This window comes from Solirubrobacter ginsenosidimutans, from assembly GCF_027587205.1.
Genome location: NZ_JAPDOD010000042.1, coordinates 15781 through 41575, shown reverse-complemented (window position 1 = coordinate 41575; position 25795 = coordinate 15781). Strand labels below are relative to the sequence as shown.

The window sequence follows — 25795 nt, the reverse complement described above, 5'->3', positions numbered from 1 at the left end:
TCGTGCCGAGCAGCCGATGCCGCTGCTTCTGATCCTCCTCTTCATCATCGTCCCCATCGCCGAGCTGGCGGTGCTCATCCAGGTGGGCCAGCTGATCGGCGTGTGGTGGACGATCGCGCTGCTGATCGCCGACGCGCTGCTCGGCTCGTATCTCCTGCGCACGCAGACCCGCTCCGCCTGGCGCCGCTTCAACGAGGCACTGGAGGGTGGCCGGATCCCGCACCGCGAGGTGATCGACGGCGTGCTGGTGATCTTCGGCGGCGTGCTGCTGCTCACGCCGGGCTTCATCACCGACATCTTCGGGCTCCTGTTCCTCTTCCCGCCCACGCGGGTCCTCCTGCGCGCGCTGCTGGTGCGCCGCGGCGCGCTGAAGCTGATGGGCTCGATGCCGGGCACCGCGACGCCGCCCAACGGGCGCTTCCGCCACCCCGACGACGTCGAGGGAACCGCGGTCGACATCGACCCCGACCGGCTGGACCCGCCGCGATGAGCGCGGCGTCGCTGGAGGCGCCGCGCCCCCTTCGCAAGCCGGGGGACACGGACGCCGTCACGTTCTCGTGGGCGGACACGTCGGTGGGGCTGTTCGGGCTCGCGCGCGTCGCGTCCGGCCTCGCGGCGGACGACAACGAGTCCTCGAGCGCGCTCGCGATCGCCTTCGCCGGGCGGGAGACGCTCGGCGCGATCGCCGAGGCCGGCGCCACGCCGCCCCCTGAGCTCACCGTCGAGACCGTCGAGCCGCTCGAGCGCTGGATCGTCCGTGGCTCCGGGGAGCTCGAGTTCGAGCTCACCTTCGAGGCGCTGACGCCCCCGGCGGAGTACGGCGGGCGCCAGGCCGTCGTCAAGGCGGGTGGGATGGAGGGCTACGAGCAGCTCTGCCGCGTTCGCGGGACGATGGGCGACCGCCCCGTCGACGGGCTCGGCCAGCGCGGGCACTCGTGGGGCAACCCGGACTGGGACAAGATCGTGCTGACGCGCGCGGTGAGCGCGTGGTTCGCGGACGGCACCGGCTCGGTGCTCGCCGCGGTGCGCTCGACCAAGGCATCCTCACACGCCGACGAAGGCTTGTGGGCGGCGCTGCTGGACGCCGATAAGACGCTGTCCGTCGAGGAGCCACGGCTGTCGACGACCACCGACGAGGCCGGCCGCCAGATCCGCGCGGGCCTCGAGTTCTGGGTCGACAAGGACGACGACTACCCGACGCGCGGACTCGGCGAGGTCGTCACCGGGTCGACCGTCCAGCTCGGCGCGCTGCGGCTGGACGTCGCGTTCTTCGTCTGGCACATCGAAGGACGCACCGCGGTCGGGCGCTACGACGTCATCCGCCACGCGTGATCAAGGCCGTCGTCAGCGACTTCGGCGGGGTCGTCACGCTGCCGTTGATGGACGCGTTCAAGCGCGCGCACACGGAGATCGGCATCCCGATCGAGGCGCTCGCCAAGGCGATGGCGCTCGTCGCGTCGCGGGCGGACGAACCGCCGCTGTGGACGCTCGAGCGCGGCCAGATGAGCGAGCCGGACTTCATCGCGGTGATCGCCGGAGGCCTGAGCGAGGTGCTCGGCCGCCCGGTCGACCTCGACGGCTACGGCGCCCGCCTGATGGCCTCCCTGGAGCCGAACGAGCCCCTGCTCGATCACTACCGGGCGTTGCGCGCCCGCGGCGTGCGGCTCGCGATCCTCACCAACAACGTGCGCGAGTGGCACGACGCGTGGCGACGGAAGATCCCGGTGGTCGACGAGCTCTTCGAGCTGATCGTGGACTCCGGGTTCGAAGGCACCCGCAAGCCCGAGCCGCAGATCTACGAGCTCACGCTGTCCCGGCTCGGCCTGAACGCCGACGCTTGCGCGTTCGTGGACGACGTCGAGGTCAACGTGACCGCCGCCCGCCAGCTGGGCATGCACGGCATCCACTTCCGCGAGACCTCCCAGGTCATCGCGGAGCTCGACGCGCTCTTCGCCTAGTTCTCCCCGCCGAGGCGGTCCCAGACGTAGAGCTCGAGGCATTCGGCCAGGAGCTCCGTCGCCCGTTCCCGGGACAGCCAGGGCAGCACGCTCTCCAGCGCCTGCTCCTCGGCGACACCCGCATTGAAGGCATCCTCGCCGCGCAGACCGGCGGCGATCTTCAGCGCCTCGCGCCGGTTCTCGCCCAGTGACTTGAACGCGCCGACGAGGAACTCCTTGTTCGCCACCGGCATGCCGACCTCCATCGAGGCGTGCCATGCGGCGAGCATCGAGAGGTCGTGCTCGTCGAGGTCCGCCACGGCTTTGGCGTAGTGCGACGCCAGCTCGGACTCCGGGATCTCGTCGACCCAGGCGCGCACCAGCTCGCCGAGCAGCTGTCGGCGGGCCTCCCGGCCGACCGATTCCGCGATCACGCGGATGGCGTCCTGCGGCTCAATGAAGCACAGTGGCATGACGGGGCTCACGGTACGGGGTGCGTCGGACGGCACAATGGGTCCGTGTCCGGCCGCTACGAGTCCTGGTTTCTCAGCGCACGGGACACGGAGCCCGGACGCCAGCCGAGAGCGCTCTGGATCAGGCACACCGCGCACCGCCCCGCGGGCGCCGCGCAGACGTCGGGAGCGCTCTGGTGCACGGTCTTCGACCCCGGCGCGGGCGCGCCCGCAGCCGTCAAACAGTCGCTCCCCGCGGGCCCGGCGAGCAACGCGGGCGCGAGCGGCTTCCGCGGCGAGGCGCGGGCGCGCGGGCGCATGTCCGAGTGGGACCTCACCGTCTCCGGCGAGGCCACGCCGCTGCGCCATCTGCGGCCGCGCACGCTGTACCGGCTCCCGGTCCCGCGCACCAAGCTCGAAGCGCCCGTGCCCGACGGAACCACCTCGGGCCGGCTCGTCTTCGACGGCGCCGAGCTCGACGTCGTCGCGTGGCGGGCAACGGTGGGCCACAACTGGGGCGCCGAGCATGCCGAGCGCTGGGTCTGGCTGCACGCGGCCGGCTTCGAGGACGAGCCCGAGGCGTGGCTGGAGCTCGCGATCGCCCGCATCCGCGTGGGCGGCGCGCTGAGCCCGTGGATCGCCAACGGCGCGGTGTCGATCGGCGGCCGGCGGCACCGGCTCGGCGGGCTCGGCCACGTCACCGGGGTGCGCGTGATCGCCGCCCCGGGTCGCCTGGAGGCGATGGTCCCCGGCCAGCGGGTGGCGATCCGCGTCGCCGTCCATGCCGACCTGGACCAGACGGTCGGCTTCAAGTACGCGGGCGTGACGGACGACGCCGTCCACGGCGAGCGCGAGGTCCTGCACGCGGGGATCGCCGAGGTCCGGCTCGGCGTCCGCCGCCCCGGGCGCAGCTCCGCCGAGCTGCTGACCAAGTGCGGCGGGGCGTACGAGCTCGGCGGCCGCCGCTTCACGCACGGCGTCCACCTCCAGCCCTACCCGGACCCGTGACCGTCAGCGCTTGAGCGTGACCTGCGCCGAGCGCGACACGGGCGCCGCCCCGGCGTAGTTCCCCGTCGCCTTGATGCGCGCGCGGTAGGTGCGGGTCTTCGGGCCCTTGAGCAGGGCCTTCTTCGCCTTGGTCTTGAGCTTGAGTGTCAGGTTGGACTTGCCGGCCTTGACGCCCTTGACGGTGAGCGAGCCGGCCGTCAGGTTCCGGCCCAGGCCGAGCTTCTTGGCGGTCGGGCGGTCGACCGTCAGCTTCGCGGTCACGTCGCAGATCGCGGCGCAGGTGACCTTGAACTTCACCGTGGTGCGGCCGTGCGCGGGGAAGGAGAACGCCGGCGGGGCGACGGTCGCGGGAGGGGTGGGGACGGGCGTCGGGGTCGGCGCCGGCGGCGGCTGCACGTCCGGGACGACCTGCGCGCCGTGCACCCCGAACTCCGAGAGGTCGACGAACGTACCGCCGCCCTGGGAGCTGCGCAGCGTGACGCGCACGTGGCGGACGCCGTCGGCGGCCGCGGGGATCGCGTTCAGGCGGTGGCGGTCGGCGTCGGCGAAGCGGCCCGACGCGGCGACGGCCCAGGGCCCGCCGGCCGACGCCGTCGAGGTCTCGATCAGGTAGCTTGCCGCGGCCGATGCGGCCCCGTCCCCGCACGCCTCGGCCGGATCGACGACGAACTCGTTGACGTCGACCTGGGCGGGCAGCGAGACGACCATCGACTTCCCGCCGGGCTTGGCCTCGGTGGACCAGCCGCTGCCCTGCGACTGATCGATCGCGGCGTCCGGCCCGCAGCCTTGGTCGGCGTAGTCGTCGCTCCCGGGCCCGGCGATGGCCGTCGCGCCGCCCGGGAAGGCCGCCCAATTGCGCCGGAGCGCCGCTCCGGCGACGGCGGTCGAGCCCGCCGGCACGCTCACCGGCTGGGCGACGCTGTCATATCCGGGGGCCGCGATCAGCAGGCTGGGGAATATACGGGCTGGAACGCTCTCGATCGCGTAGTTGCCGGCGCCGTCGGTCGTGCCGGCGAGCCGATCCGGGCCGGCGGCGAGGCCGCTGATCGCCACCGACGCGCCGCCGAGGCCGGCGCCGCTCGCGCTGTCGACGACGGTGCCGGCGATCCGGCCGCGCGGATCGGCGCCCGTGGGCGGGAGCGAGAAGTCCTGGCTCACGGCGTTGGTGACGGTGTCCGTCGAGGCGTAGTAGCCCATGCCGCGGGCCGCGAAGACGGACCAGATCGCGGCCCGCCGGCCGCCACCGGCCGCCTGGTCGGCGAGCAGGATCGCGTTGCGCTCGTCCAGGAAGGACGGCTCCGGCGGCGAGAGCCGCATGCCGTCGGTGATCAGCCGGCGCGCGTCGACCGAGCCGACCGCGCCGCGCAGGTCCCACAGCGTCTCGGCCCAGATCTCGCCGTCCGCGTGCACCTCCATTCCGCCCGCGATCTTCCCGAAGTCGCCGTACGTGTACCCGCCCGAGCCGGCGGCGCCGACCCCCGGGCAGGTAACGGCGACGACGTTGACCGGGCAGTCCAGGCCCTGCGTGCGCAGCGTGCGCGGCGACGCGTCGACGTAGGCGCCCATGTCCACGTCGCCGGCGGCGGCGCTGTCCAGGCCGGGGAACTGGGAGACGAGGAAGTCCTTCGCGTACCAGTCGCTCCAGCCCTCCCCCATCGCGCCCGCCTGCGGCGAGTAGAGCGCGCCGTGCCCGGCGGCGTCGGTGACGAGCCGATTCGAGAGCCCGTGCGTGTACTCGTGGTAGACGATCGAGGCGTCGTCGCCGCCGTTGACCGTCCGGTAGCCCGGGTCGCGCCACAGGTACATCTGCATCACCGGCGGCGTGCCGTCCGGGGGCGTGAACATGTTCGCGTTGTTGCTGTGCAGGGCGTCAGGGAGCCCGCCCGGCGGGTTGGCGCCGTCGTCGGTCTCCAGCTGCAGCGGGTCGCTTCCGGCGTCAAAGCTCCCGGACAGCGTCCCGAAATTCACGGGAGAAGCGGCGAGCCAATCGTGGAAGCGGTTGGCGAAATAGAACGCCTGGACCATGTTCTGGCGCCGATTGGTGTTCCAGCTGCCGCCGATGTTGTGGTTCCAGGTGCACTTGTTGGCGGCGGGGCAGCTGCCGCCGGCGGGTGAGAACCCGGTCTGGGGAAGCGTGAACGGCGGCGCGCCGATCTCCTCGGCGGCGTCGGCGAAGTCGTCGTCGTCGACGTCCGAGTAGGCGTGCACGTTGGGACCGAGCAGCTTCTGCGCGCCCGCGGCGAGCCACCCGTGCTGCTCGAGATTGACGGTGTTCGCCGTCCCGCCCAGCGCCGCCGTGGGCGTGTTCTCCCAGACGGTCGCGTTCGTGTCGGACTTGACCATGTTCACGCGCCGGCGGACCTTGCCACTGCGGGCGTCGACGAACGCGTCCCAGACCTCGGCAGAAGAGGACCGGTAGGTCACCCGCCAGACGAGCCGGCGCTGGTCGAGCGCGAGCTCGGCCGCCGTCCCGTCGCTGTAGGTCGTCGCGCGCGTCGCGCCTCTGGCGGCCTTGCTCTGCACCGTCGCGCGGAAGCTGCCGGTGGCGGCCTGCACGGCGCGCACCGCCTCGCCGGCGGTGACGGTCGGCGTCGTGTCGGCGTCCAGGGCGTGCTCCGGCGCGCCGATCACGTTGAGCACGCTGCCGTCGGGAGCGAGGTTGACCCGCACCTCGCCGTCGGCGGCGGGGATGCCGTCGACCGCCTGCCGGAAGCGCACGGTGGTGACGTTGCCGCCCTCGCTCACCGTGGGGGCCGCGAGCGCGGCGACGTCGGCGGCGTCGAGGCCGAGCGCGCCGCGGTGGTCGCGCACGTAGCGCATGGCGACGTCCTCCGGGGCGGCGGAGGCGGCGGCCGGAAAGGCGAGGATCGCGAGCGCGACGGCGGCGAAGGTGCGGCGGCGGGTCAACGGCGAATGGTCACACGGCGGCGTTCGACGACGCTACCGGACCGCACGGTCAGCGTGGCTTTGATCGCCGCGCCCGTCTTGAAGTGCGCCCGCGTGCCGAGCTTGACCGTGAACGTCGTCGCCCCTGCCTTGAGGGTGCGCTTGAGCGAGCCGGCGGTGCGCGACTTGCCGAGCGCGAGCCGGCGGGCGGTCGAGGCGTCGACGGTCAGCGTCGCGGTGACGGCGCAGCCGCGCGGGCAGGTCGCCTTGACGCGGATCGCGCGCTTGCCGGACGCGCCGAGGGAGAACTTGGGGTGCGCGGCGGGCGTCGCGGTGGGTGTGGGGAGCGCGGTCGGGGTGGGCTCGGCGGTGGGTGCGACCGTCGCCGCGGAGGTGACCGGGGTGGGTTCGGCGGTCGCCGTCGCGGTCGCCGTGGCCGTCGCCGTCGCCGTCGCCGTCGCGGTTGCCGAGGGCGTGGCGGTCGCGGTACCCGTCGGCGTCGCCGTCGCAGTTCCCGTCGGCGTCGCGGTGGCCGTCGCGGTCGGCGTCGGGGTCACGACCGCCCCACCCGAGTAGACCGCGAACTCGGTCATGTCCATGTACGACGACGTCCCGCGCGTGTTCACGATCGTCACCCGCACGTAGCGGACGTTCGTGCCCGCACCCGCCGCCACGCCGACGACGTTGAGCTGATGGCGCTCGGCGTTGGTGAAGGTGCGCGTCGCCGCCACCGTCCAGCTCGAAGCGTCCGCCGACGTCTCGATCCGCACGTCCTTGGCCGCGGCGCTCGAGAGGTCCCCGCAGCCCTCGCCCGGATCGACCTCGAAGTGATCGACCGTGATCGTCGCCGGCAACGTCACGACCATCGCCTTGCCGGCCGCCGACGTGGGCGTCGACCACGCCGTCCCCGGATGCTGGTCGATCGCCGCGAGCGACCCGCAGCCCTGAGCGGCGAGCTCGTCCCCGCCGGTCGCCATCGCCCCGCCCGACTGCGCGGCCCAGTTGCGCCGCAGCGTCACGTCCAACGTGGTCGTCGCGTCCGCCGCGACGGTCGCCGGCAACAGCACGCGGTCATATCCCGGAGCCGAGACGGTCACGTTGGCGTAGGCGCGCGCGGGCACACCCACCAGCGTGTAACGCCCGTCGGCACCCGCCACCGCGACCAACGGTCCGAGCGTGACCTTCGCACCCGCCAGCGGCGTACCCGCCGGATCGATCACACGCCCGGCGAGCGTCCCGCGCGGGTCGTTGAGACCCGGAGGCGGCGAGAAGTCCTCGACGGGTGCGATGTCGTCGGAGCTCGTCGTCGACGCGTAATAGCCCATCCCGCGCTTCGCGAACACCGTCCAGATCGCGTTCGCGAACGTCCCGCCCGCGGCCTCGTCGGCGGCGAGGATCGCGTTGCGCTCGTCCAGGAAGGACGGCTCGGCGGGTGACAGCCGCATCGCCTGCGTGATCAGCCGCTCGGCGTCGCTTGAGCCGATCGCGGTCCGCAGGTCCCACAGCGTCTCGGCCCAGATCTCCCCGTCGGCGTGCACCTCGGGCCCGCCGCCGTAGACCTTCCCGAAGTCGCCGTACGTGTAGCCGCCGGGGCCGGCCTGGCCCGCGCCCGGGCACGCGGGGGCCGTCGCGCCGACCGGGCAGTCGAGCCCCTGCGAGCGGATCGAGTTCGGGATGAGGTCGGTGTAGGTGCCCATGTGCACGTCGCCGTTGACCGCAGGATCGTCGAGCCCCGGGTACTGGTTGACGAGGAAGTCCTTGGCGTACCAGTCGCTCCACGCCTCGCCCATCGCGCCCGCCTGCGCCGAGTTCAGCGCGCCCGCCCCACCCGCGTCGCGGATCAACCGGTTCGAGAGCCCGTGCGTGTACTCGTGGTAGAGGATCGACGCGTCGTCGCCGCCGTTGACCGCTCGATAGCTCGGCCCGCGCCACAGGTACATCTGCATGATCGGCGACGTGCCGTCGGGCGGCGTGTACATGTTCGCGTTGTTGACGTGGTTGCTGTCCGGCCCCGTCGCGGCGCCGTCGTCGGTCTCCAGCCGCAGCCGGTCCCCGTTCTCGAAGGCGCGATCGGTGAAGTTGATCGGCGGCGCCGCGAGGTGATCGTGGAAGCGGTTGGCGAGATAGAACGCCTGGACGGCGTTCTGCGACCGGTTCACGGTCCAGCTCGAGCTCAGCCCCGGGTCCCACGAGCACTGCTTGGCGTCGGTGCAGCCGCTGACGGTCGTGACCTTGGTCAAGTCGTACGGTCCCGGCACGACTTCCGTGCCCGACCCGATGTCGCTGGTATCGGCGTACGCGTGGACGTTCGGCCCGAGCAGCTGCGTCGTGCTCGTCAGCCACGGCGTGAGGTCGACGCTCGTGGCCGTCCCGCCGAAGGCCGAGCCCGGGTAGTTCTCCCACACCTTCGCCGGCGCCGCCGACTTGACCAGGTTCGCGCGCTTGAGGATCTTGCCGCCGGCGGCGTCGACGAACATGTCCCACACCTCGTCCGAGGACGCGCGGTAGGTCACGCGCCACGTGAGGCGATCGTGCAGCAGCGCCAGCGCGGCGCTGGTCCCGTCGGCGAACTTCGTCGCCCGCGTCGCACCGACAGGGCCGCTGGCGCGGGGCAGCGAGCGATACGCGCGGACGTCGTCCTGCACCGCGCGCACGGCCCCGCCGGCGCTCAGGGCCGGGGTCGTGTTCGCCGACAGCCCCGAGGCGGGCGAGCCGAGGACGGACAGCACGCGGCCGTCGCGGGTGACGTTCACGCGCAGCTCGCTGTCGGCGGCGGGGATGCCGTCGACGGCCTGGCGCCAGCGCAGCATCGTCACGCCGCCCACGGTCGTCGAGGTCGGCGCCTGCAATGTGTCCAGGTCGCGCTCGGAGAGTCCGAGCGAGGACAGGTGCGCGCGGACGTAGCGCAGGGCGATCGTCTCCGCGTCGCCGCTCGCCGGCGCCGTCAGCGTCCCGCCCAGGCGCTGCAGCACCTGCTCGGCGCGTGCGGAAGCGGGCAGCGCGAAGGCGGCGAGGAGCGCGAGCGCAAGGATGACCCGGGTCCGAGCGATCCGCCGAATCTAGTCGGGATCCGTAAGAACTTGCCCTAGCTGTGTAGCCAGTCGTCGCTCCATGACGTCGATGTACGCGTCCATGGCGGCGTCGACGGCCTCGCGATTGCCGGTGGCGAGGAGGTCGAGCAGCAGGCCGCGGCTGACCGCGACGCCCAGCCGCGCGTGGGCGAATGACTCCTCGCGTGAGAGCCCGTAGGCCATGAAGCTCTGCGCGGCGGGCTCCAGCCACGCGTCGACGATCCCGTCGAGCAGCTCGACCGTTCCCGGCCGCCCCTGGAGCGCCTGGCCGTAGAGCTCGAAGAAGAGCCGCTCGTTCGGCCACAGCGACGGGTCGGAGATGTGCCGCCACCACTGCCGCATGACGTCGCCACCGCTCGCGCCCGGCTCGGGGAGCACCTCGGCGAGCGCCGCCCGCTGGCGTTCCTCGACGGTGCGGATGACCTCCACCCAGAGCCCTTCGCGGCCGCCGAAGTGGTGGATCAGCATCCGGTGGCTGGTGCCGATCGCGGCGGCCAGCTCACGCAGGCTGAGATCGCTCACGCCGCGTGCTGCGATGTGCTCGATCGCCGCCTCGAGCAAGCGCCCCTTTGGGTCCTTGCCAGCCATCGCTCAGAAGTGTACCGTGTGGTACATCATGACTCCTCCCCAGCCTGTCACGGTCTTCATCGACGTTCCCCAACCCCGCGACGCCGTCTACGACTACCTCGACGTGATGGCCAACCACGAGGCCTTCACCGACCACATGCTCACGAACTGGCGCGTGTCCGGTCCCCCGACCGGCATCGGCTCCAAGGCCAACGTGACCACCAAGGCCGGCGGCATGACCGACGAGGCCGAGATCGAGGTCTTCGAAGTCGAGCCGGGCCGCATGATCCGCGAGCGCAGCATCGCCGCGAAGGGCAAGCGGATCGCCCACGGCACGTACACGCTCAGCGATCTTCCCGACGGCGGTACCCACATCGAGTTCGAGTTCGCGCTGCAGAAGGTGCCGGCGATGGAGCGGCCGTTGCTGCCGCTGATGCGCAAGCTGCTGCGCACCGGCAACGAGAAGGCGATGCAGCGCCTGGCCGCTCTCCTGGAGAGCGGCCAGACGGCAAAGGCCGCTTAGAGGTACTTGCGGATCTCGGCGAGCGCCGGGCGCGGCTGGCCGTTGGCCACCAGTCCGGCGTCGAACCGCGGCGTGACGGCGCCGAACCACGTGTACACGTACAGGCGCTTGATCTTCTTGTTCTTCTTGGCCAGCGTGAACATGTACTTCGTCGCCTTCAGCTGGCACGACGAGGCCTTCGAGCAGCCCTTGTAGGTCTTCTTGGACCAGAACGAGCCGAAGTTGTAGAGGCCGCCGGTCTCGGTCAGCCAGTACTCCTTGCACCCGAGGGCGTTCATCAGCGCCGTGGTGCCGGTCGAGCGGAAACGGTTGACGTCGGAGTAGTTGTGGATGCCGCAGATCGTGCGCGGAACCTTCAGCGCCTTGCGGAAGTCCGCGATGTACTTGGCCGTCTTGGTGAACTTCGGGTTCTTGGCCGCGGGATCGTCAGCCTGGTCGAGGACGTCCGCCACGACGATCTTGCACGTCTTGCAGAGCTTGGCCACCGTGTTGGTGAACTTCGCCGCCGAGGCGGGGCTGCGCGACGTCGGCTGCGTGAAGTGGTTGATCTCGTTCCACGGCGAGACGACCTTCACCGTCGGGAAGTTCTTGAAGAACGCCTTCATCGCGGTCTCGTAGGCCTTCTGGCTCGGGAGCTTGCAGATGCCCTTGCTGAAGTTCTTCTTCTGGTCGCACTTCGAGGAGTCGCCGCGCGTGTGCTGGAAGGAGACCAGCGGCTCGACGCCCGACGCCGTCGCCCCGGCGATGTACGCCTGCAGGCGGGTGAACTCGGCGCTGCCCGGCTGGAGCGCGACGTCATAGCCCACGATCACCCGAGCCTGCTTGAAGCCCACCCCCTGGAAGAGCGGGTCGGCGAACATCGAAGCTTCGTTCTCGGAGATTCCGACCGTGAAGGCGGCCGAGGCGGTGGACGGCAGCGCCAGCGCGAGCGCGCAGGCGACAAGAATTGTGAAACGGGAACGCATCGCGCAGCCAGGCTAGCGGCTCACCCGGGCGGACTTTCCGGCGCCGCGCCTGCGCTCGCGTCGCACCTCGAAGAGGTAGTCGTCGTAGTCGACCTGCATCGTGTGGCGCTTGCTCGCGACGTAGCGGCGACGGATCGCCGCGCGCTCGCGCGCGATGTCTTCGAGCACCTCGCGCCGACCCGGGAGCACGTACCGACCGGTCAGGTGATCGCAGATCCACTCCGATTGCGCCTCGGCGAGCGGCATCGTCGCGCCGAGCGGCTGCAGCAGCGCGAGGAAGTAGAGGCCCGGCAGGTCGGGGTGGAAGACGCGCTTGTAGAGCGGCAGCTCGTTGTCGGGCGCGGCGACGACGCTCGGGTCGAAGAACGGGAAGCTGACCTTGTAGCCGGTGCCGTAGATCACCACGTCGGCGCGCTCCTCGCTGCCGTCGGCGAAGACCACGGTCTCTTCGGTAAGGCGCGCGATGTTGGGCTTGGGCGTGATGTCGCCGTGGGTGAGGCTGGTGAGGATCGAGTCCGAGATCGTCGGGTGCGCCTCGAGCACGCGGTGGTCGGGCTTGGGCAGGCCGTAGCGCTCCATGTCTCCGATCGCCGCGCGCAGCGTCGTCGCCATGAAGCGCTGGCGAATCTTCAGCGGGACGCGCGGGGCGGTGACGAACTGGTCGAGCGGGCGGCCGAAGACGTACTTGGGCACGATCCAGGCACCGCGGCGGGCGGCGAGGAAGACGCGCTCGGCGACCTGCGTGGCCTCGACCGCGATGTCCATCGCCGAGTTGCCCATCCCGAGCACCACCACCCGCTTGCCCGTGAGCAGCTCGGGGTCGTCGCCCGTGTAGTGGTGCGAGTGCATCTGGACGCCGTTGAAGTCGTCCGCCCCCGGGAACGCCGGCTCGGGCCAGCGTGGGTCCCAGTGGTGGCCGTTGGCGATCAGCAGCGCGCGATATTCCCGCTCCTCACCGGTGTCGAGCGTCACCCGCCAGCCGCCGGCTTGGGGCTGCGCCCGCTCGACCCCGGTCTCGAACGTGATCCGCTCGCGCAGGCCGAAGTGGTCGACGTAGGCGTCGAAGTACGCGGCGACCTGCGTGTGGTGCGGGAAGTCCGGATAGTCGGACGGCATCGGGAAGTCCGAGTACGCCATCCGGTCGCGCGAGGTGTTGATGTGCAGCGACCAGTAAGCCGACGACATCCCGTTGGTGTTGCGGAAGACCCAGTTGCCGCCCACGCGGTCGGACTTCTCGAAGCAGTCGAACGGGATCCCGCGTTGCGCGAGCGCTTTGACCGCCGCGATCCCCGAGGATCCGGCCCCGATCACGCAGACGGGAAGTGACACCGTCCGTCAGATTACGGTTTCTCATCTCCGCCCTCGCCGGATTGGGCTACGGGCGACGTTAGAGTGCGGCGCCGATGAACCCCGAGGACGCAGAAGTCAAGGCCGCGGGCGGCGTGGTCCGCCGTGAGGACGGCAACATCGCGATCGTGCATCGTCCGCGCTATGACGACTGGTCGCTGCCGAAGGGCAAGCTCGACCCCGGCGAGAGCTGGGAGGACTGCGCGCTGCGCGAGGTGTGGGAGGAGACCGGGCTGCGCTGCGAGCTGGGCGAGGAGCTCTCGCCGACGTTCTACGACGACCGCAAGGGCCGCCCGAAGGCCGTTCGCTACTGGCTGATGGAGCCGACCGAGGACGGCGACGCGTTCGAGCCCAACGAGGAGGTCGACGAGATCCGCTGGCTCCCGCCCTCCGAAGCCACCGAGCTGCTGACCTACGAACACGACATCGACCTTGCCCAGGAGGTCTCCGACCTATGAATCGCGATCGTTTCCCGGCGCTGCGCGAGGGCTGGGCACGCCTCGACGGGCCCGCGGGCTCGCAGGTGGTCGACAGCGCCATCGAGGCGATGGCGGACTGGATGCGCTCGGGCTCCAACGCCAACCACGGCGGCCAGTTCAAGCAGGCGCACGAGACCGACGAGCTGGTCGAGTCCACGCGCGTGGCGTGCGCGACACTGCTGGGCGGCTCGCCCGAGGGCGTCGTCTTCGGGCCGTCGTTCACCGCGCTGACGATGCGCTTCGCCGCGACCGTCCTGCGGTCTTTGTCGGCCGGGGACGAGGTCGTCTGCACCCGCCTCGATCACGACTCCAACGTGCGCCCGTGGGTGATCGCGGCCGAGCGGGCGGGTGCGACGGTGCGCTTCGCCGAGCCGGTCGAGGGGACGCTCGAGCTGCCGGCGTCGGCGGTCGAGGCGGTGCTTTCCGAGCGCACGAAGTGGGTGGCCGTGACCGCCGCGTCCAACGCCATTGGCACGGTGCCGGATCTGGTCGGGATCGTCGCCGCCGCGCACGCCGTCGGCGCGCGGGTCTACGTCGACGCCGTCCACGCCACGCCGCATCGCCGCAACGACCTCGCGGCCCTGGGCGCCGACGTCATCGGCTGCAGCGCCTACAAGTGGTTCGGCCCGCACGTGGCGATGCTCTGCGGCCGGCCGGAGATCATGGCGGAGTACCACCCGGACAAGCTCAACCCGTCGCCCGACGAGTCGCCGGACCGGTGGGAGCTGGGAACGCTCCCGTTCGAGGCGCTCGCGGGTGTGCGCGCCGCCGCGGAGTACATGCTGGACCTCGACTTCGAGGCCGTCCACGCCCACGAGCAGTCGCTGCTGGACAGCGCGCTGGCAGGCCTCGGCGCGATGGACCACGTCACGCTCTACGGCGCCGCCGCCGAGCGCGCCCCGACGCTGATGTTCACCGTCGCCGGCCACCACCCGACCGAGGTCGCCAAGTACCTCAACGAGCGCGAGATCGCGGTCTGGGACGGCAACTACTACGCCTGGGAGCTCGAGCGCACCCTCGGCCTCGCCCCCCACGGCGGCATCCGCGCCGGCTTCCTGCACTACAACGACGCGTCCGACGCCGAGCGCCTCCTCTCCGCCGTCGCCGACCTAAAGCCCACCTAAGGGGTCTGGCCCCTTAGGCTACGTTTATGTTCGCCGAGGCCGTCAACGCAATCGATTCGGGCGACCTCGGCGCGCTGCAAGCGCTGCTCTCCGCGCACCCGCAACTGCTGCGCCAGCGCCTCGAGAACGGCCGTGACGACTACTTCGCGCGGCCGTATCTGCTCTGGTTCGTCGCCGAGAACCCGATCCGCACCGGGACGCTGCCGGCGAACATCGTCGAGCTCACGCGGGTGCTGCTCGACGCGGGCGCCGAGGGGCGGGACTACGCCCTCGGCCTCATCGTCTCCGGCCAGGTGCCGCGGGAATGCGGGGTTCAGCTCTCGCTGATCGATGTGCTGGTCGACGCGGGCGCCGGCCCCGACTGCCTCGATTCCGCCCTTGCCCACAGCGAAAACGCCGCCGCGGAGCGGTTGCTCGAGCGCGGCGCGCGCGAGACGCTCGTCGCCTCGGTCTGCCTGGGACGCCCCTACGACCTCGCCGCATCCACGGCCGACGAACGCCAGACCGCGCTGGCCGGAGCCGCCCTGCACGGCCGCGCCGGCGCGATCCGCGACCTCATCGCCGCGGGCGTCGACATCGACGCGTTCAACCCGCCCGGCTGGCACTCCCACTCGACCGCGCTGCACAGCGCCGTCGTCTCGCGCTCGGCCGAAGCCGTACAGGCGCTGATCGACGCCGGCGCCGATCGCACGATCAAAGACACCCTCTTCGACGGTACCCCCGACGACTGGGCGGCGTACTTAAGCCCCACCTAAGGGGCCAGACCCCTTAGGTGGGGTTTAGCTTTCGGCGGCGTAACGGGTGAGGACGTCGCGGAAGAGTGGGTCGTCCGGGGCGGCCTCGGCGAAGAGGGTCATCGAGGACCGGAGCTTCAGCGCGTCGATGCCGCCGAAGATGTCGAACGCGGTGTAGCCGGAGAGGTCGAGGAGGATCTGGGCGCACTCGCGCAGGCGGGGGCCGAGGATCGGGTGGGCGAGGTAGGCGCGGGCCTCGTCGACGTCGGCGATCGCGTACTTGATCGACATCGGGCTGCGGCCGAGACCCGTGAGCTGCGGGAAGACGAACCACATCCAGTGCGAGGTCTTGCGGCCGGCGCGCAGCTCGGCGAGCACGGACGGCCAGACGGGGTCCTGCGCCTCGACGAAGCGCTCGAGGCTCACTTGAACGACTGGCCGACGACCTTGTCCCACGCCCGGTCGGGCAGCACGCGGCGCAGCCCCATCAGCACCCGCGCGGATGGGGTGACCGGCACGCGGGTCGGCGCGCGCGACTTCCCGAGCGCCTTCTCGATCGCCTGCGCGACGTCGTCGGCGTCCCCGCCGAGCCGCGACAGCGGGCCTTCGTAGACGTCGCGGGTGGACTTCGCGACCGACGCGTTGAACTCGGCGTAGGGGTCGTCGGCGGCCGCCGTGGACGTCACGCCGCCCGCCGCCGTCGCGCCGAACTCGGTGCGGATCAGGCCCGGCTCGACGCAGATCACGTCGATCCCGAAGCGCGCGACCTCCATCCGCAGCGCGTCGCTCAACGCCTCGACCGCGTACTTGGTCGCGTGGTAGGCGCCGCCGCCCGGGAACGTCAGCCGCCCGCCCATCGAGGACACGTTGACGATCTTCCCCGCTCCCGCCGCCCGCATCCCCGGCAGGACGAGCTGCGTCAGCCGCAGCAGGCCGAAGACGTTGGTCTCGAACTGCCGCCGCACGGACGCCAGCGGCAGCGTCTCCAGCGCGCCCGACTGCGAGTAGCCGGCGTTGTTGATCAGCACGTCGACGGACCCGTCGATCTCCGCCAGCGCGGCGACCATCGAGTCCTCGGACGTGACGTCGAGCGCCAGCACGCGACAGCCCGCCGCCTCCAACTCGTCCAGCGTCGCGGGCTGGCGCGCGGTGGCGTAGACCGTCCACCCACCGCGAGCCAGCCGAAGTGCCGTCGCGCGCCCGATCCCGGTCGAGCAGCCCGTGATCAGGACGTTGCGCATGTGGCGGAGCGTACCCCGTTACCGCCCTGACGCCTCCAGCGGCGCCGGGGCGGGCAGGCCGAGCGAGTGCGCGGAGCCGGCGCGCCGCTGAACCGAGGGCGTCGACGGCGGACGGTTCGGGATCTTGCTCTGCGCGATCGTGATCAGCGCGTGCGCCGCGGCGTCGGAGTTGACGTCGAGCGCCTTGTTGGACAGGTTGAAGAAGTCGTCGCAGCCGAGGTGGTAGCACCCGTCGTACTGCTCCCCCGCGACGCCGCCGAAGAGCGCGGCCTCCTCCGGGGTCTTGAGCTCCTCGGCGCCCGTGAACAACCCGCCCGCCGGGATGCCCGCGGCGATGAACGGGCCATAGTCGGAACGGCCGTCGAACGCCGTCGGCCGGTTCGGGATCCGGTTCGCCTTGAAGTAGTCCAGGAAGATCTGCTCGATCGTCGCCGAGTACGGGCGCGCGGACGGCGCGAACGTCTCCTCGTCGATCGGCGGCGAGTCCGACAGGTTGCCGTCATAGATCATGTTCACGAAGTTCGGCGAGCCGATCATGTCGAAGTTCAGCATCGCGGCGATCTTCGAACGCTCCGCCTCGGGCAGGCTGTCGATGTAGGCCTGCGAGCCGAGCAGGCCGGACTCCTCGGCGCTGAACCAGATGAAGCGGATCTTGTTCTTCGGGTTCACGCCGCGCAGCCCCTGCGCGAACTCGACCAGCGCGGCCGAGCCGGAGCCGTTGTCGTTGATGCCCGGCCCGGGGCCGACGCTGTCCAGATGCGCGCCCACCACGACGACCTTGTTCGGGTCTCCGCCGCGCGTCTCGGCGATCACGTTCTCGGTCGGCGTGGCACCGATCCGGTATTCGACCCGCAGCCGCGCCGTCTTGCCGACCAGGCCCTGCGCCACACCGCCGGCCAGGTCCTGGACCGTCGCGACCTGGGCGGCCACGATCGGGACATTGACCCCGGCGCCGGTCATGTCGAACCAGCGCGGGTCCTCACGGCCCGGGACGCCCACGTTGCCTTCGTTGATGTAGACGATCGCGCCCGCACCGGCGGTCTGAGCATTGAGCATCTTCGCGAGCTCACCGCAGAAGCCGCGCTGGAGCAGCACGATCGCGCCGGCCGGCATGCCGGCGAAGTCGGCGGCTTCGCACCCGGAGTCCGAGGTGTTCGGGGTGGGCGAGGGAATCGTCAGATCGGCAGCCCACACCGGTGCCGTGATGTCGCCCGATGCGGAGTTGACCATCGAGCCGAAGTCGCCACCCGGGATCGAGCCGGCGATGCCCGGGATGTAGTGCTTGCCGCGCCTGACGTCGAGCACGGGCGGCTTCCAGTCGCCCAGCGCGAACAGGTCGTACTCGAAGTCGTGGCGGCGCACGTTCAGCCCCGCGAGGCGCGCCTGCAGCGCGACGTAGTCGGCGGAGAGCGAATGTCCTTTCGTCCCCGCCAGCCGGTTCCCGCCCGTGCCGAGCGCGATCAGGTTGAAGGCCGCCTCGTGGAGCTTGATGCCGTCCACGGTGACGGCCTTGCGCAGCTTGGCCGACGTGTCGTTCCCACCTCCGCCGGTGGCCTGCACCGGAGCCGCGGCAACGAGAAGGGCGCCGGCAGCGAGCGCGGCGGCGCCGAGGAATCGCTTCTGCATAATGAGCAGCCTTCTACTCATCATGCGTTCATGTCAAGCCCTTAGCGACGCCTCCGCGGGTCACGCCCGGGGTGCGTCAGGTCCCCGCCCCTGCGGCGCCGGATGATGTAGACGATGACCACCGAGCAGGTGAAGCCCGCGAGGTAGCCGACGCCGCGCGCCTGTCCGTCGGTGGCGACGTAATAGATCAGGCCGGCGATGAAGAAGCCGCCGATGCCGACGAACATCGTCTGCAGCAGCGACATCGGGTCGGGGCCCGGCAGCGCCAGCCGCGCGAGCCCTCCCGTTATGAGCCCCCCGATCGCGAGGGCGATCAGGTAGGCGAGCATCAGCTGATCGACGCCTCGTTGGGCGGGTCGGCGCCGAGATCCGGCGAGCCGAAGCGCTCCGACGTACCCGCCGACTCCTCGTCGCGCGGATCGCGCGCCGGCAGATTGCGCAGGTAGCGATCGGCGACGCGGGCGGCCTGGCGGCCCTCGTTGATCGCCCAGACGATCAGCGACTGGCCGCGCCGCGCGTCACCCGCGGCAAACACCCCGGGAGCGGACGTCGCGTACGCGCCCGCCTTGGCGTTGCCGCGCGCGTCGCGCTCGACGCCCAGCGCCTCCAGCAACGACTGCTCCGGCGACAGGAACCCCATCGCGAGCAGCACGAGCTGCGCGGGGCGGGTCTCCTCGGTGCCGGCGACCGCCTCGAACGGCGGCTTGCCGCTGTTCTGGACCCAGTGGACCTCCTCCACGCTCCCGTTGCCGGTGAGCTTGGTGGTGGAGATCGCGAAGTCGCGCACCCCGCCTTCCTTGAGCGCGTACGACGTGCGCAGCTTCACGGGCCAGCGCGGCCACGGCGTCAGGTCGTCCGGGCGGCGCTCGGGCGGCTCGCCGAGCAGCTCGATCTGCGTGACCGACGCGGCGCCCTCGCGGTGCGAGTGCCCGACGCAGTCCGCGCCGGTGTCGCCGCCGCCGACCACGAGCACGTGCTTGCCCGCGGCGGTGATCGGCGCTGCCGGCGGGTTGCCCTCGAGGCAGCGCGCGCGGTCGTAGAGGTACTCCATCGCGTAGTGGACACCGTCCAGCTCGCGACCGGGGACCGGGAGGTCGCGCGGAACCCGGGAGCCGGTGGCGATGACGACCGCGTCGTGCGCCGCGCGCAACGCTTCGGCCGAGATGTCGACGCCCACATCGACGCCGTACTCGAAACGCACGCCTTCGGCCTTCAATTGATCGAGCCGGCGCTCGACCACCCACTTCTCGATCTTGAAGTGCGGCACGCCGAAGCGGATCAGCCCGCCGCCGGACTCGTCACGCTCGTACACCGTGACCGTGTGCCCCGCGCGGCGCAGCTGCTGCGCGGCCGCCAGGCCGGCGGGACCCGCGCCGATGACCGCGACCGTGCGACCGGTCTCCACCCGCGGCGGCTGCGGCTGGATCCAGCCCTCGTCCCACGCGCGGTTGACGATCGAGACCTCGATCTGCTTGATCGAGACCGCGTCGCCCTCGCGGATCTCCAGCACGCACGCGGCCTCGCACGGCGCCGGGCACAGCCGCCCGGTGAACTCCGGGAAGTTGTTGGTCGCGTGCAGCTGCACGATCGCCTCTTGCCAGCGATCGCGGTAGACCAGGTCGTTCCAATCCGGGATCAGGTTCCCGAGCGGGCAGCCGTTGTGGCAGAACGGCACGCCGCACTCCATGCAGCGCGCGCCCTGGTCGCGCAGCTCGGCGACCTCGACGGTCTCGACGAACTCCTGGAAGTCCGCGACGCGCGCCTTGGGGTCGCGTTCGGGAGCCTCGACCCTGCTGATCTCGAGGAAGCCTCCGATCTTGCCCATCAGGCGCTCCGCTCCGTCGTGACGAATCCTTCGCCGCCGGTCGATTCCGCCGGCTCGATCCCGCGCTGCTCCTCGGCTTCCAGTTCGGCCAGCGCGCGCTTGTAGTCGTGCGGCATGACCTTCTTGAACCGCGGCAGGTACTCGGCCCAGTCGTCGAGGACGCGCGCGGCGACCGCCGATCCGGTGCGCTCCCCGTGCTCCTCGATCAGCCCGTGCAGCTCGATCGCGTCCGCTTCGGAGATCGCGTCGAAGCCGACCAGACCCATGTTGCAGCGCTGCTCGAACGTCCCGTCCTCGTCGAGCACGTAGGCGACGCCGCCGCTCATGCCCGCGGCGAAGTTGCGCCCCGTGCGGCCGAGGATGACCACGCGCCCGCCGGTCATGTACTCGGCGCCGTGGTCGCCGACGCCTTCGACGACCGCCGACGCGCCGGAGTTGCGCACCGCGAAGCGCTCACCCGCGAGCCCGCGGAAGAACGCGCGGCCGCCGGTCGCTCCGTACAACACGGTGTTGCCGATCAGGACGTTCTCCTCGGCCTTGAAGGTCGCGCCCTCCGGCGGGCGGACCGACAGGACGCCGCCGCTCAACCCCTTGCCGGTGTAATCGTTGGCATCGCCGAACAGGGACAGCTCGACGCCCGGCGCGAGCCACGCGCCGAACGACTGCCCGGCCGAGCCGTGCAGCGTGTAGCGGATCGTCCCGGGCGGGAGCCCCGCCGCGCCGTGCACCTTCGTGACGGCGGAGGAGAGCAGGCCGCCGACCGTCCGGTTGACGTTGCGCACGTCGAACGAGCCGGTGATCGGCATCCGGTGGTCGATCGCGTCCTTGGCCGCCTCGATCAGCGTCCAGTCCAGCGCGCCGGGCAGCGGCGAGTCCTGCGGGCGCAGGCGCCGGCGCGGCGCGTCGTCGGTGACGGGCGGCGCGGCCAGCACGTGGGTGAGATCGACGCCGCGGCCCTTCCAGTGCTCGATCGCGCCGTCGGCCTCGAGCAGGTCCACGCGACCGACGAGGTCCTCGTACTTCGAGATGCCGAGGCGGCGCATCAGCTCGCGCGCTTCCTCGGCGACGAAGAAGAAGAAGTTCACGACGTGCTCGGGCTGGCCCTTGAAGCGCTTGCGCAGCTCCGGGTCCTGCGTCGCGATGCCCACCGGGCAGGTGTTCAGGTGGCAGGCGCGCATCATGATGCAGCCCGTCGCGATCAGCGGAGCGGTCGAGAAGCCGCACTCGTCGGCGCCCAGCAGCGCGGCGACGACGACGTCGCGGCCGGTCTTGAGCTGGCCGTCGGTCTGGACCCAGATGCGCGAGCGCAGGTCGTTGAGCACCAGCGTCTGCTGCGTCTCGGCGAGCCCGATCTCCCACGGGATGCCCGCGGCCTGAATCGACGACAACGGCGAAGCGCCCGTGCCGCCGTCGTGGCCCGCGATCAGCACGTGATCCGCGTTGGCCTTGGCCACGCCCGCCGCGACCGTCCCGACCCCGACCTCGGACACGAGCTTGACCGAGATCCGCGCGCCGGGGTTGGCGCAGCGCAGGTCGTAGATCAGCTGCTTGAGGTCCTCGATCGAGTAGATGTCGTGGTGCGGCGGCGGCGAGATCAGACCCACGCCGGGCGTGGTGAAGCGGATCGAGCCGATGTAGCGATCGACCTTGTGGCCGGGCAGCTGACCGCCCTCGCCGGGCTTGGCGCCCTGGGCCATCTTGATCTGCAACTCGTCGGCGTTGACGAGGTAGTTGATGTTGACGCCGAAGCGGCCGGAGGCGACCTGCTTGATCGCCGACCGGCGCCGGTCGCCGTTCGGGTCCGGCTTGAAGCGGACCGGGTCCTCCCCGCCCTCGCCCGTGTTGGACTTGCCGCCGAGGCGGTTCATCGCGATCGCGAGCGTCTCGTGCGTCTCGCGGCTGATCGACCCGAGCGACATCGCGCCGGTGACGAAGCGCTTGACGATCTCCGACGCCGGCTCGACGTCGTCGATGTCCAGCCACTGATCCTCGGGCAGCTCGCGGAACTTCAGCAGCCCGCGCAGCGTCGCGCGGCGCGCGGCGTCCTCATTGACCAGCTTCGAGTACTCGTCGTAGGTCGGCTGGCCGCCGTGGCGGACGGAGTGCTGCAGGAGCGCGATCGTCTCCGGGTTCCACATGTGGTGCTCGCCCTCGCGGCGCCACGCGTAGACGCCGCCGACCGGCAGCAGGTCGTCGCTGGAATGCAGGCCGAACCCGCGCGCATGGCGGTCCAGCGTCTCCCGCGCGAGGATGCCGGCGTCGATGCCGCCGATCCGCGACGCGGTGCCGACGAAGTACTTCGAGATCAGGTCCGGCGCGAGCCCGACGGCCTCGAAGATCTGCGCCCCGTTGTAGGACTGGATCGTCGAGATCCCCATCTTGGAGATCGTCTTGAGCAGGCCCTTGGCGATGCCCTTGACGACGTTCCACTGCGCGGTCTCGAAGTCGGTCACGCCGGGGACGCGGCCCTCGGCGACGAGCGTCTCGAGCGACTCGAACATCAGGTACGGGTTGATCGCCGAAGCGCCGTACCCGATCAGCGTCGCGAAGTGGTGGACCTCGCGCGGCTCGCCGGACTCGAGCACGAGCCCGGTCTGCAGGCGCGTGCCCTCGCGCACGAGATGGTGATGGACGCCGGCGACCGCGAGCAGCGCCGGGATCGGCGCCCGCTCCGGGCTGACCGCACGGTCGGAGAGGATCAGGATGTTGACGCCGCGGACGAGCGCCTCGTCGGCCTCCTTGCAGGCCCGCTCGAGCGCGGTGACCATGCCCTCGGGACCTTCAGCGATCGGCCACGTGATGTCGACCGTGTGGGCCTTGAAGATCGAGCTGTCGACGTGGCGCAGCTGCTGCAGCTCGCGGTCGAACAGGATCGGCGTCTGCATCGCCAGCTGATGGGCATGCTCGGACGTCTCGTCGAGCAGGTTGCGCTCGGACCCGACGCCGGTGCCGTAGCTCATCACGATCGCCTCGCGGGTCGAGTCGATCGGCGGGTTCGTGACCTGCGCGAAGAGCTGCTTGAAGTAGCTGAAGAGCGAGGGCTCACGGTCCGATAGGACGGCGAGCGCGGCGTCGTTGCCCATCGAGCCGATCGGCTCCTCGGCCTTGGCCGCGGTCGGCGCGAGCAGGACCCGCAGGTCCTCCTGCGTGAAGCCGAACGCGCGCTGGCGCTCGTGCAGGGGCTCTTCGGGCTTGGGAAGCGGCGGAGCGGGCGGGAGGTCGGCGAGGTGCACGATGCCCTCGTCGAACCACTGCTTGTACGGCTTGGCGCCCGCGACCTCGCGCTTGACGTCGCCGTCGTCGACGATCAGGCCGCGCTCGAGGTCGACGAGGAAGAGCTTGCCGGGCTGCAGGCGGCCCTTGCGCTTGACGTTGGCCGCCGGCTCGTCCATGACCCCGGCTTCCGAGCCGAGCACCACCCAGCCGTCCTCGGTCTCCAGCCAGCGGCCGGGGCGCAGGCCGTTGCGGTCCAGCGTCGCGCCGATCACGCGGCCGTCGGTGAACGCGACGGCGGCGGGGCCGTCCCACGGCTCCATCAGGCAGGAGTGGAACGCGTAGAAGCCGAGCAGGTCCTCGGGCAGGTCGTCCCGGTCCTGGTAGGCCTCCGGGATCATCATCATCACCGCGTGCGGGAGGCTGCGACCGGCCAGCACGAGCAGCTCGAGCACGTTGTCGAACGTCGCGCTGTCGGAGCCGCCGGGGCGCACGATCGGCAGGACCTTCTGGAGGTCGTCGCCGAAGAGCTCGGAGGCGAGCTGGGACTCCCGCGCGCGCATCCAGTTGACGTTCCCGCGCAGCGTGTTGATCTCGCCGTTGTGGGCGATCATCCGGTACGGGTGCGCGAGCTCCCAGGACGGGAAGGTGTTCGTCGAGAAGCGGCTGTGCACGAGCGCCATCGCGGACTTCGTGCGCGGGTCGGCGAGGTCCGGGAAGTAGCCCAGGACCTGCGGGCTCGTGAGCATGCCCTTGTAGACGATCGTGCGGCTGGAGAAGCTCGGAACCACGAGCTCCGGGCCGGCGGCGATCTCGGCCACGCGGCGGATCACGTAGAGCTTGCGCTCGAAGGCGTCCTGGTCGGTCGACAGCTCGTCCGACGCCGCCACCACGAGGTGCTTGATGTACGGCGCGTAGAGGTTGGCCGTGATGCCGACGTAGTCCTTGTCGACGGGCACGTCGCGCCAGCCGACGACGCGCTGCCCCTCGGCGCGCACCGTGTCCTCGAGCAGCTGCTCGAGCTCCACGCGGCGCTCCTCCTCGCGCGGCAGGAAGCACACGCAGACGCCGTAGGCGCCCGGCGGCGGCAGCTCCGCGTCGATGACCCCGCGAATGAACTCGTCGGGCATCTGGAGCAGGATCCCGGCGCCGTCGCCGGTGTTCGGATCGGCGCCCGCGGCACCACGGTGCTCGAGGTTCTCGAGCGCGACGATCGCTCGCTCTACGGTCTCATGCGACGGCTTGCCATCCAGCTTGGCAACCATCGCGACGCCGCAGGCGTCGTGCTCGTAGGACGGATCGTAGAGGCCGACGGGGCCACTTGGACGTTGAGGCATAAGCGGGCGACGGGTGGGGGGACGCGAAGCCCCATCCGAGGGCTCGGAAGGGAGCGAAAACGGTAGCAGTGGGTCCGGCATGAGCAAAATGCCCGACCCTCGTTGTCATGCGTCCGACGCAGTGATCAGCCGCTCAAAGCGGCATTCTCACGCAACGATGTTGCGTCGACGGCGTCTTCGTAGATCTCGGCGACCTGCCGGGCGAGCGCCGGCCAGGCGTAGCGCGCATGCGCTTCCCGGGCGGCATTGGCGCCCCTGCGCCGACGCTCCGCCGGGCGATTGACGGCCTCGACGAGCGCATTGGTCATCGATGTGAGGTCATCGGGCTCGACCAGCCAGCCGGTTTCGCCGTGGTCGACAATCTCCGCGGGGCCGTACGCGTCGACCGCGATCGCGGGCAGCCCGCAGGCCATCGCCTCGACGATCACCTGGCCGAACTGCTCTTTGACCGACGGCAGCACGAGCACGTCGCTGGCGGCGAGGATGTCGGGCAGCTCTGAGTGGTCGTGCCAGCCGGCGAGGTGGACGTCCTGCGCGTGCGTGCGCGCGATGGCGTCCTGCGGGCGCTCGCCCTCGAACTCGTTCGGGAACCCTCCGACGATCACGAGCGGCGCCCGCTGTTTGAAGCCCGGGCGGGCCCGCTCGTAGGCCTCGATCAGCAGCGGGATGCGCTTGACCTCGGTGAACCGGCCGACATAGAGCAGGACGGGCGTGTCCGCGTCGAGCTCGACCCCGAGCCCGCGATGCAGCGCCACGCGGTCGACCGAGCGCGGCCCGAACTGCTCGGGGTTGAAGCCGTTGGAGACCGGGATGCAGACGTCGGGATCGACGCCGAGCAGCCGCGCCGCGCGGTCGCGGGCGGTCTCGGTGAGGACGATCAGCCGGTGCGCCTGGGCCGCCCAGCGGCGCAGGCGCTCGGCCCAGGCCTCGCCGTGCGGCCAGCGGAACGGGTCATGCTCGATCGCCTCGAGCATCAGCAGCTCGGTCCCGTGCAGGTGGCCGATGATCGGCACGTCGGGCGCCACGCGCAGCGCGGCCTCATAGAGCGGCGTCAGGTGGTGCAGGTGCAGGACGTCGGCATGGATCGCCCCGGCCGACTGCAGCGCCCGCGCCCAGGCGGCGACCTGGTGCTCGGCCTGCTCGTCGTCGAGCCTGGCGAAGAGCGTGTCCGGCGCGTCCACGCGGTCCTCGTAGGAGGGATGGAGCGGCGGATCGGCCGCCATCGGGTCGGCGGCGTGCAGCGCGCGGGTCATGTCGACCGGGCGGACGTCGAGGCCCCGGTAGAAGCGGCCGGCGTCGCCGAAACCGTCCGGGAGCGTGATCGAGCCGCTGACGATGCTCGCGGCCCACCCGGCCGGCGGCAGCGACGAGGCCAGGTTGCGGGCGACGTGGGCGGAGCCGCCCCGTGGATAGAAGATCAGGCCCATCAGGACCCGCGACGGCTGTAAACGATTTGTGGA

At 71.2% G+C, this 25795-nt stretch carries 21 protein-coding genes; 8 read left to right on the top strand and 13 right to left on the bottom strand.

The genetic code is table 11. The features are described 5' to 3' along the window. Positions 1-16 precede the first annotated feature (16 nt). From OM076_RS32890 to OM076_RS32880, 3 genes are read left to right on the top strand one after another with little or no spacing between them, the layout of a single operon-like run. Positions 17-490 carry an FxsA family protein gene (locus tag OM076_RS32890; RefSeq protein WP_270044390.1) on the top strand — a complete coding sequence of 158 codons (474 nt, stop codon included), beginning with the start codon at positions 17-19 and terminating at the stop codon, positions 488-490. Next, positions 487-1332 (top strand): DUF7064 domain-containing protein, encoded by an 846-nt coding sequence (locus OM076_RS32885; RefSeq protein WP_270044389.1) that lies wholly within the window; start codon positions 487-489, stop codon positions 1330-1332. The genes OM076_RS32890 and OM076_RS32885 overlap by 4 nt, the downstream gene beginning before the upstream one ends. Further along, the gene (locus tag OM076_RS32880; protein ID WP_270044388.1) at positions 1329-1958 is read left to right on the top strand and encodes an HAD family hydrolase; all 630 of its coding nucleotides are present in this window, start codon (positions 1329-1331) and stop codon (positions 1956-1958) included. Before OM076_RS32885 ends, OM076_RS32880 begins: the two co-directional genes overlap by 4 nt. Here the strand turns inward: OM076_RS32880 and OM076_RS32875 are convergent. Continuing rightward, complete coding sequence (locus OM076_RS32875; protein WP_270044387.1) at positions 1955-2410, bottom strand: hypothetical protein; 456 nt, start codon at positions 2408-2410, stop codon at positions 1955-1957. The genes OM076_RS32880 and OM076_RS32875 overlap by 4 nt on opposite strands. Positions 2411-2455: 45 nt before the next feature. On the opposite strand from OM076_RS32875, the gene OM076_RS32870 reads away from it, so the two are divergent. Beyond that, complete coding sequence (locus OM076_RS32870; protein ID WP_270044386.1) at positions 2456-3397, top strand: hypothetical protein; 942 nt, start codon at positions 2456-2458, stop codon at positions 3395-3397. 3 nt (positions 3398-3400) lie between these two features. On the opposite strand, the gene OM076_RS32865 is transcribed toward OM076_RS32870, so the two are convergent. From OM076_RS32865 to OM076_RS32855, 3 genes are all read right to left on the bottom strand, one after another. Next, on the bottom strand, positions 3401-6304 hold the full coding sequence (locus OM076_RS32865) for a M36 family metallopeptidase (protein ID WP_270044385.1): 2904 nt from the start codon (positions 6302-6304) through the stop codon (positions 3401-3403). Continuing rightward, a complete protein-coding gene (locus OM076_RS32860; protein WP_270044384.1) occupies positions 6301-9255 on the bottom strand; it encodes a M36 family metallopeptidase in 2955 nt (984 codons plus the stop codon). Before OM076_RS32860 ends, OM076_RS32865 begins: the two co-directional genes overlap by 4 nt. An 87-nt stretch (positions 9256-9342) precedes the next feature. Further along, a complete protein-coding gene (locus OM076_RS32855) occupies positions 9343-9942 on the bottom strand; it encodes a TetR/AcrR family transcriptional regulator (RefSeq protein WP_270044383.1) in 600 nt (199 codons plus the stop codon). Positions 9943-9970: 28 nt separating this feature from the next. On the opposite strand from OM076_RS32855, the gene OM076_RS32850 reads away from it, so the two are divergent. Beyond that, the gene (locus tag OM076_RS32850; protein ID WP_270044382.1) at positions 9971-10444 is read left to right on the top strand and encodes an SRPBCC family protein; all 474 of its coding nucleotides are present in this window, start codon (positions 9971-9973) and stop codon (positions 10442-10444) included. On the opposite strand, the gene OM076_RS32845 is transcribed toward OM076_RS32850, so the two are convergent. Together OM076_RS32845 and OM076_RS32840 are read right to left on the bottom strand one after the other, a co-directional pair. After that, positions 10441-11409 carry a hypothetical protein gene (locus OM076_RS32845; RefSeq protein ID WP_270044381.1) on the bottom strand — a complete coding sequence of 323 codons (969 nt, stop codon included), beginning with the start codon at positions 11407-11409 and terminating at the stop codon, positions 10441-10443. The two genes, OM076_RS32850 and OM076_RS32845, sit on opposite strands and share 4 nt — an antisense overlap. Before the next feature lie 12 nt (positions 11410-11421). After that, entirely contained in the window at positions 11422-12738 is a 1317-nt protein-coding gene (locus tag OM076_RS32840) for a flavin-containing monooxygenase (RefSeq protein ID WP_270044380.1), read from the bottom strand. 74 nt (positions 12739-12812) lie between these two features. On the opposite strand from OM076_RS32840, the gene OM076_RS32835 reads away from it, so the two are divergent. From OM076_RS32835 to OM076_RS32825, 3 genes are read left to right on the top strand one after another with little or no spacing between them, the layout of a single operon-like run. Next, positions 12813-13214 (top strand): NUDIX hydrolase, encoded by a 402-nt coding sequence (locus tag OM076_RS32835; protein ID WP_270044379.1) that lies wholly within the window; start codon positions 12813-12815, stop codon positions 13212-13214. After that, positions 13211-14359 (top strand): cysteine desulfurase-like protein, encoded by a 1149-nt coding sequence (locus tag OM076_RS32830; protein WP_270044378.1) that lies wholly within the window; start codon positions 13211-13213, stop codon positions 14357-14359. Before OM076_RS32835 ends, OM076_RS32830 begins: the two co-directional genes overlap by 4 nt. A gap of 26 nt (positions 14360-14385) precedes the next feature. After that, entirely contained in the window at positions 14386-15114 is a 729-nt protein-coding gene (locus OM076_RS32825) for an ankyrin repeat domain-containing protein (RefSeq protein ID WP_270044377.1), read from the top strand. Between the two features lie 24 nt (positions 15115-15138). On the opposite strand, the gene OM076_RS32820 is transcribed toward OM076_RS32825, so the two are convergent. The 7 genes from OM076_RS32820 to OM076_RS32790 all read right to left on the bottom strand — a co-directional run bounded on the left by OM076_RS32820 (position 15139) and on the right by OM076_RS32790 (position 25762). Continuing rightward, positions 15139-15519 carry a DUF1810 domain-containing protein gene (locus tag OM076_RS32820; protein WP_270044376.1) on the bottom strand — a complete coding sequence of 127 codons (381 nt, stop codon included), beginning with the start codon at positions 15517-15519 and terminating at the stop codon, positions 15139-15141. Then, on the bottom strand, positions 15516-16334 hold the full coding sequence (locus OM076_RS32815) for an SDR family NAD(P)-dependent oxidoreductase (RefSeq protein WP_270044375.1): 819 nt from the start codon (positions 16332-16334) through the stop codon (positions 15516-15518). The genes OM076_RS32820 and OM076_RS32815 overlap by 4 nt, the downstream gene beginning before the upstream one ends. Positions 16335-16352: 18 nt before the next feature. Next, the gene (locus OM076_RS32810; RefSeq protein WP_270044374.1) at positions 16353-17960 is read right to left on the bottom strand and encodes a M28 family peptidase; all 1608 of its coding nucleotides are present in this window, start codon (positions 17958-17960) and stop codon (positions 16353-16355) included. A 41-nt stretch (positions 17961-18001) separates the two neighbouring features. Beyond that, positions 18002-18289 carry a GlsB/YeaQ/YmgE family stress response membrane protein gene (locus tag OM076_RS32805; RefSeq protein ID WP_270044373.1) on the bottom strand — a complete coding sequence of 96 codons (288 nt, stop codon included), beginning with the start codon at positions 18287-18289 and terminating at the stop codon, positions 18002-18004. After that, positions 18289-19785, bottom strand: a complete 1497-nt coding sequence (locus tag OM076_RS32800) for a glutamate synthase subunit beta (protein ID WP_270044372.1) — start codon at positions 19783-19785, stop codon at positions 18289-18291. The genes OM076_RS32805 and OM076_RS32800 overlap by 1 nt, the downstream gene beginning before the upstream one ends. After that, complete coding sequence (gene gltB, locus OM076_RS32795; protein ID WP_270044371.1) at positions 19785-24335, bottom strand: glutamate synthase large subunit; 4551 nt, start codon at positions 24333-24335, stop codon at positions 19785-19787. The genes OM076_RS32800 and gltB overlap by 1 nt, the downstream gene beginning before the upstream one ends. 125 nt (positions 24336-24460) lie before the next feature. Further along, positions 24461-25762 carry a glycosyltransferase family 4 protein gene (locus OM076_RS32790; RefSeq protein WP_270044370.1) on the bottom strand — a complete coding sequence of 434 codons (1302 nt, stop codon included), beginning with the start codon at positions 25760-25762 and terminating at the stop codon, positions 24461-24463. Between the last annotated feature and the right edge of the window lie 33 nt (positions 25763-25795).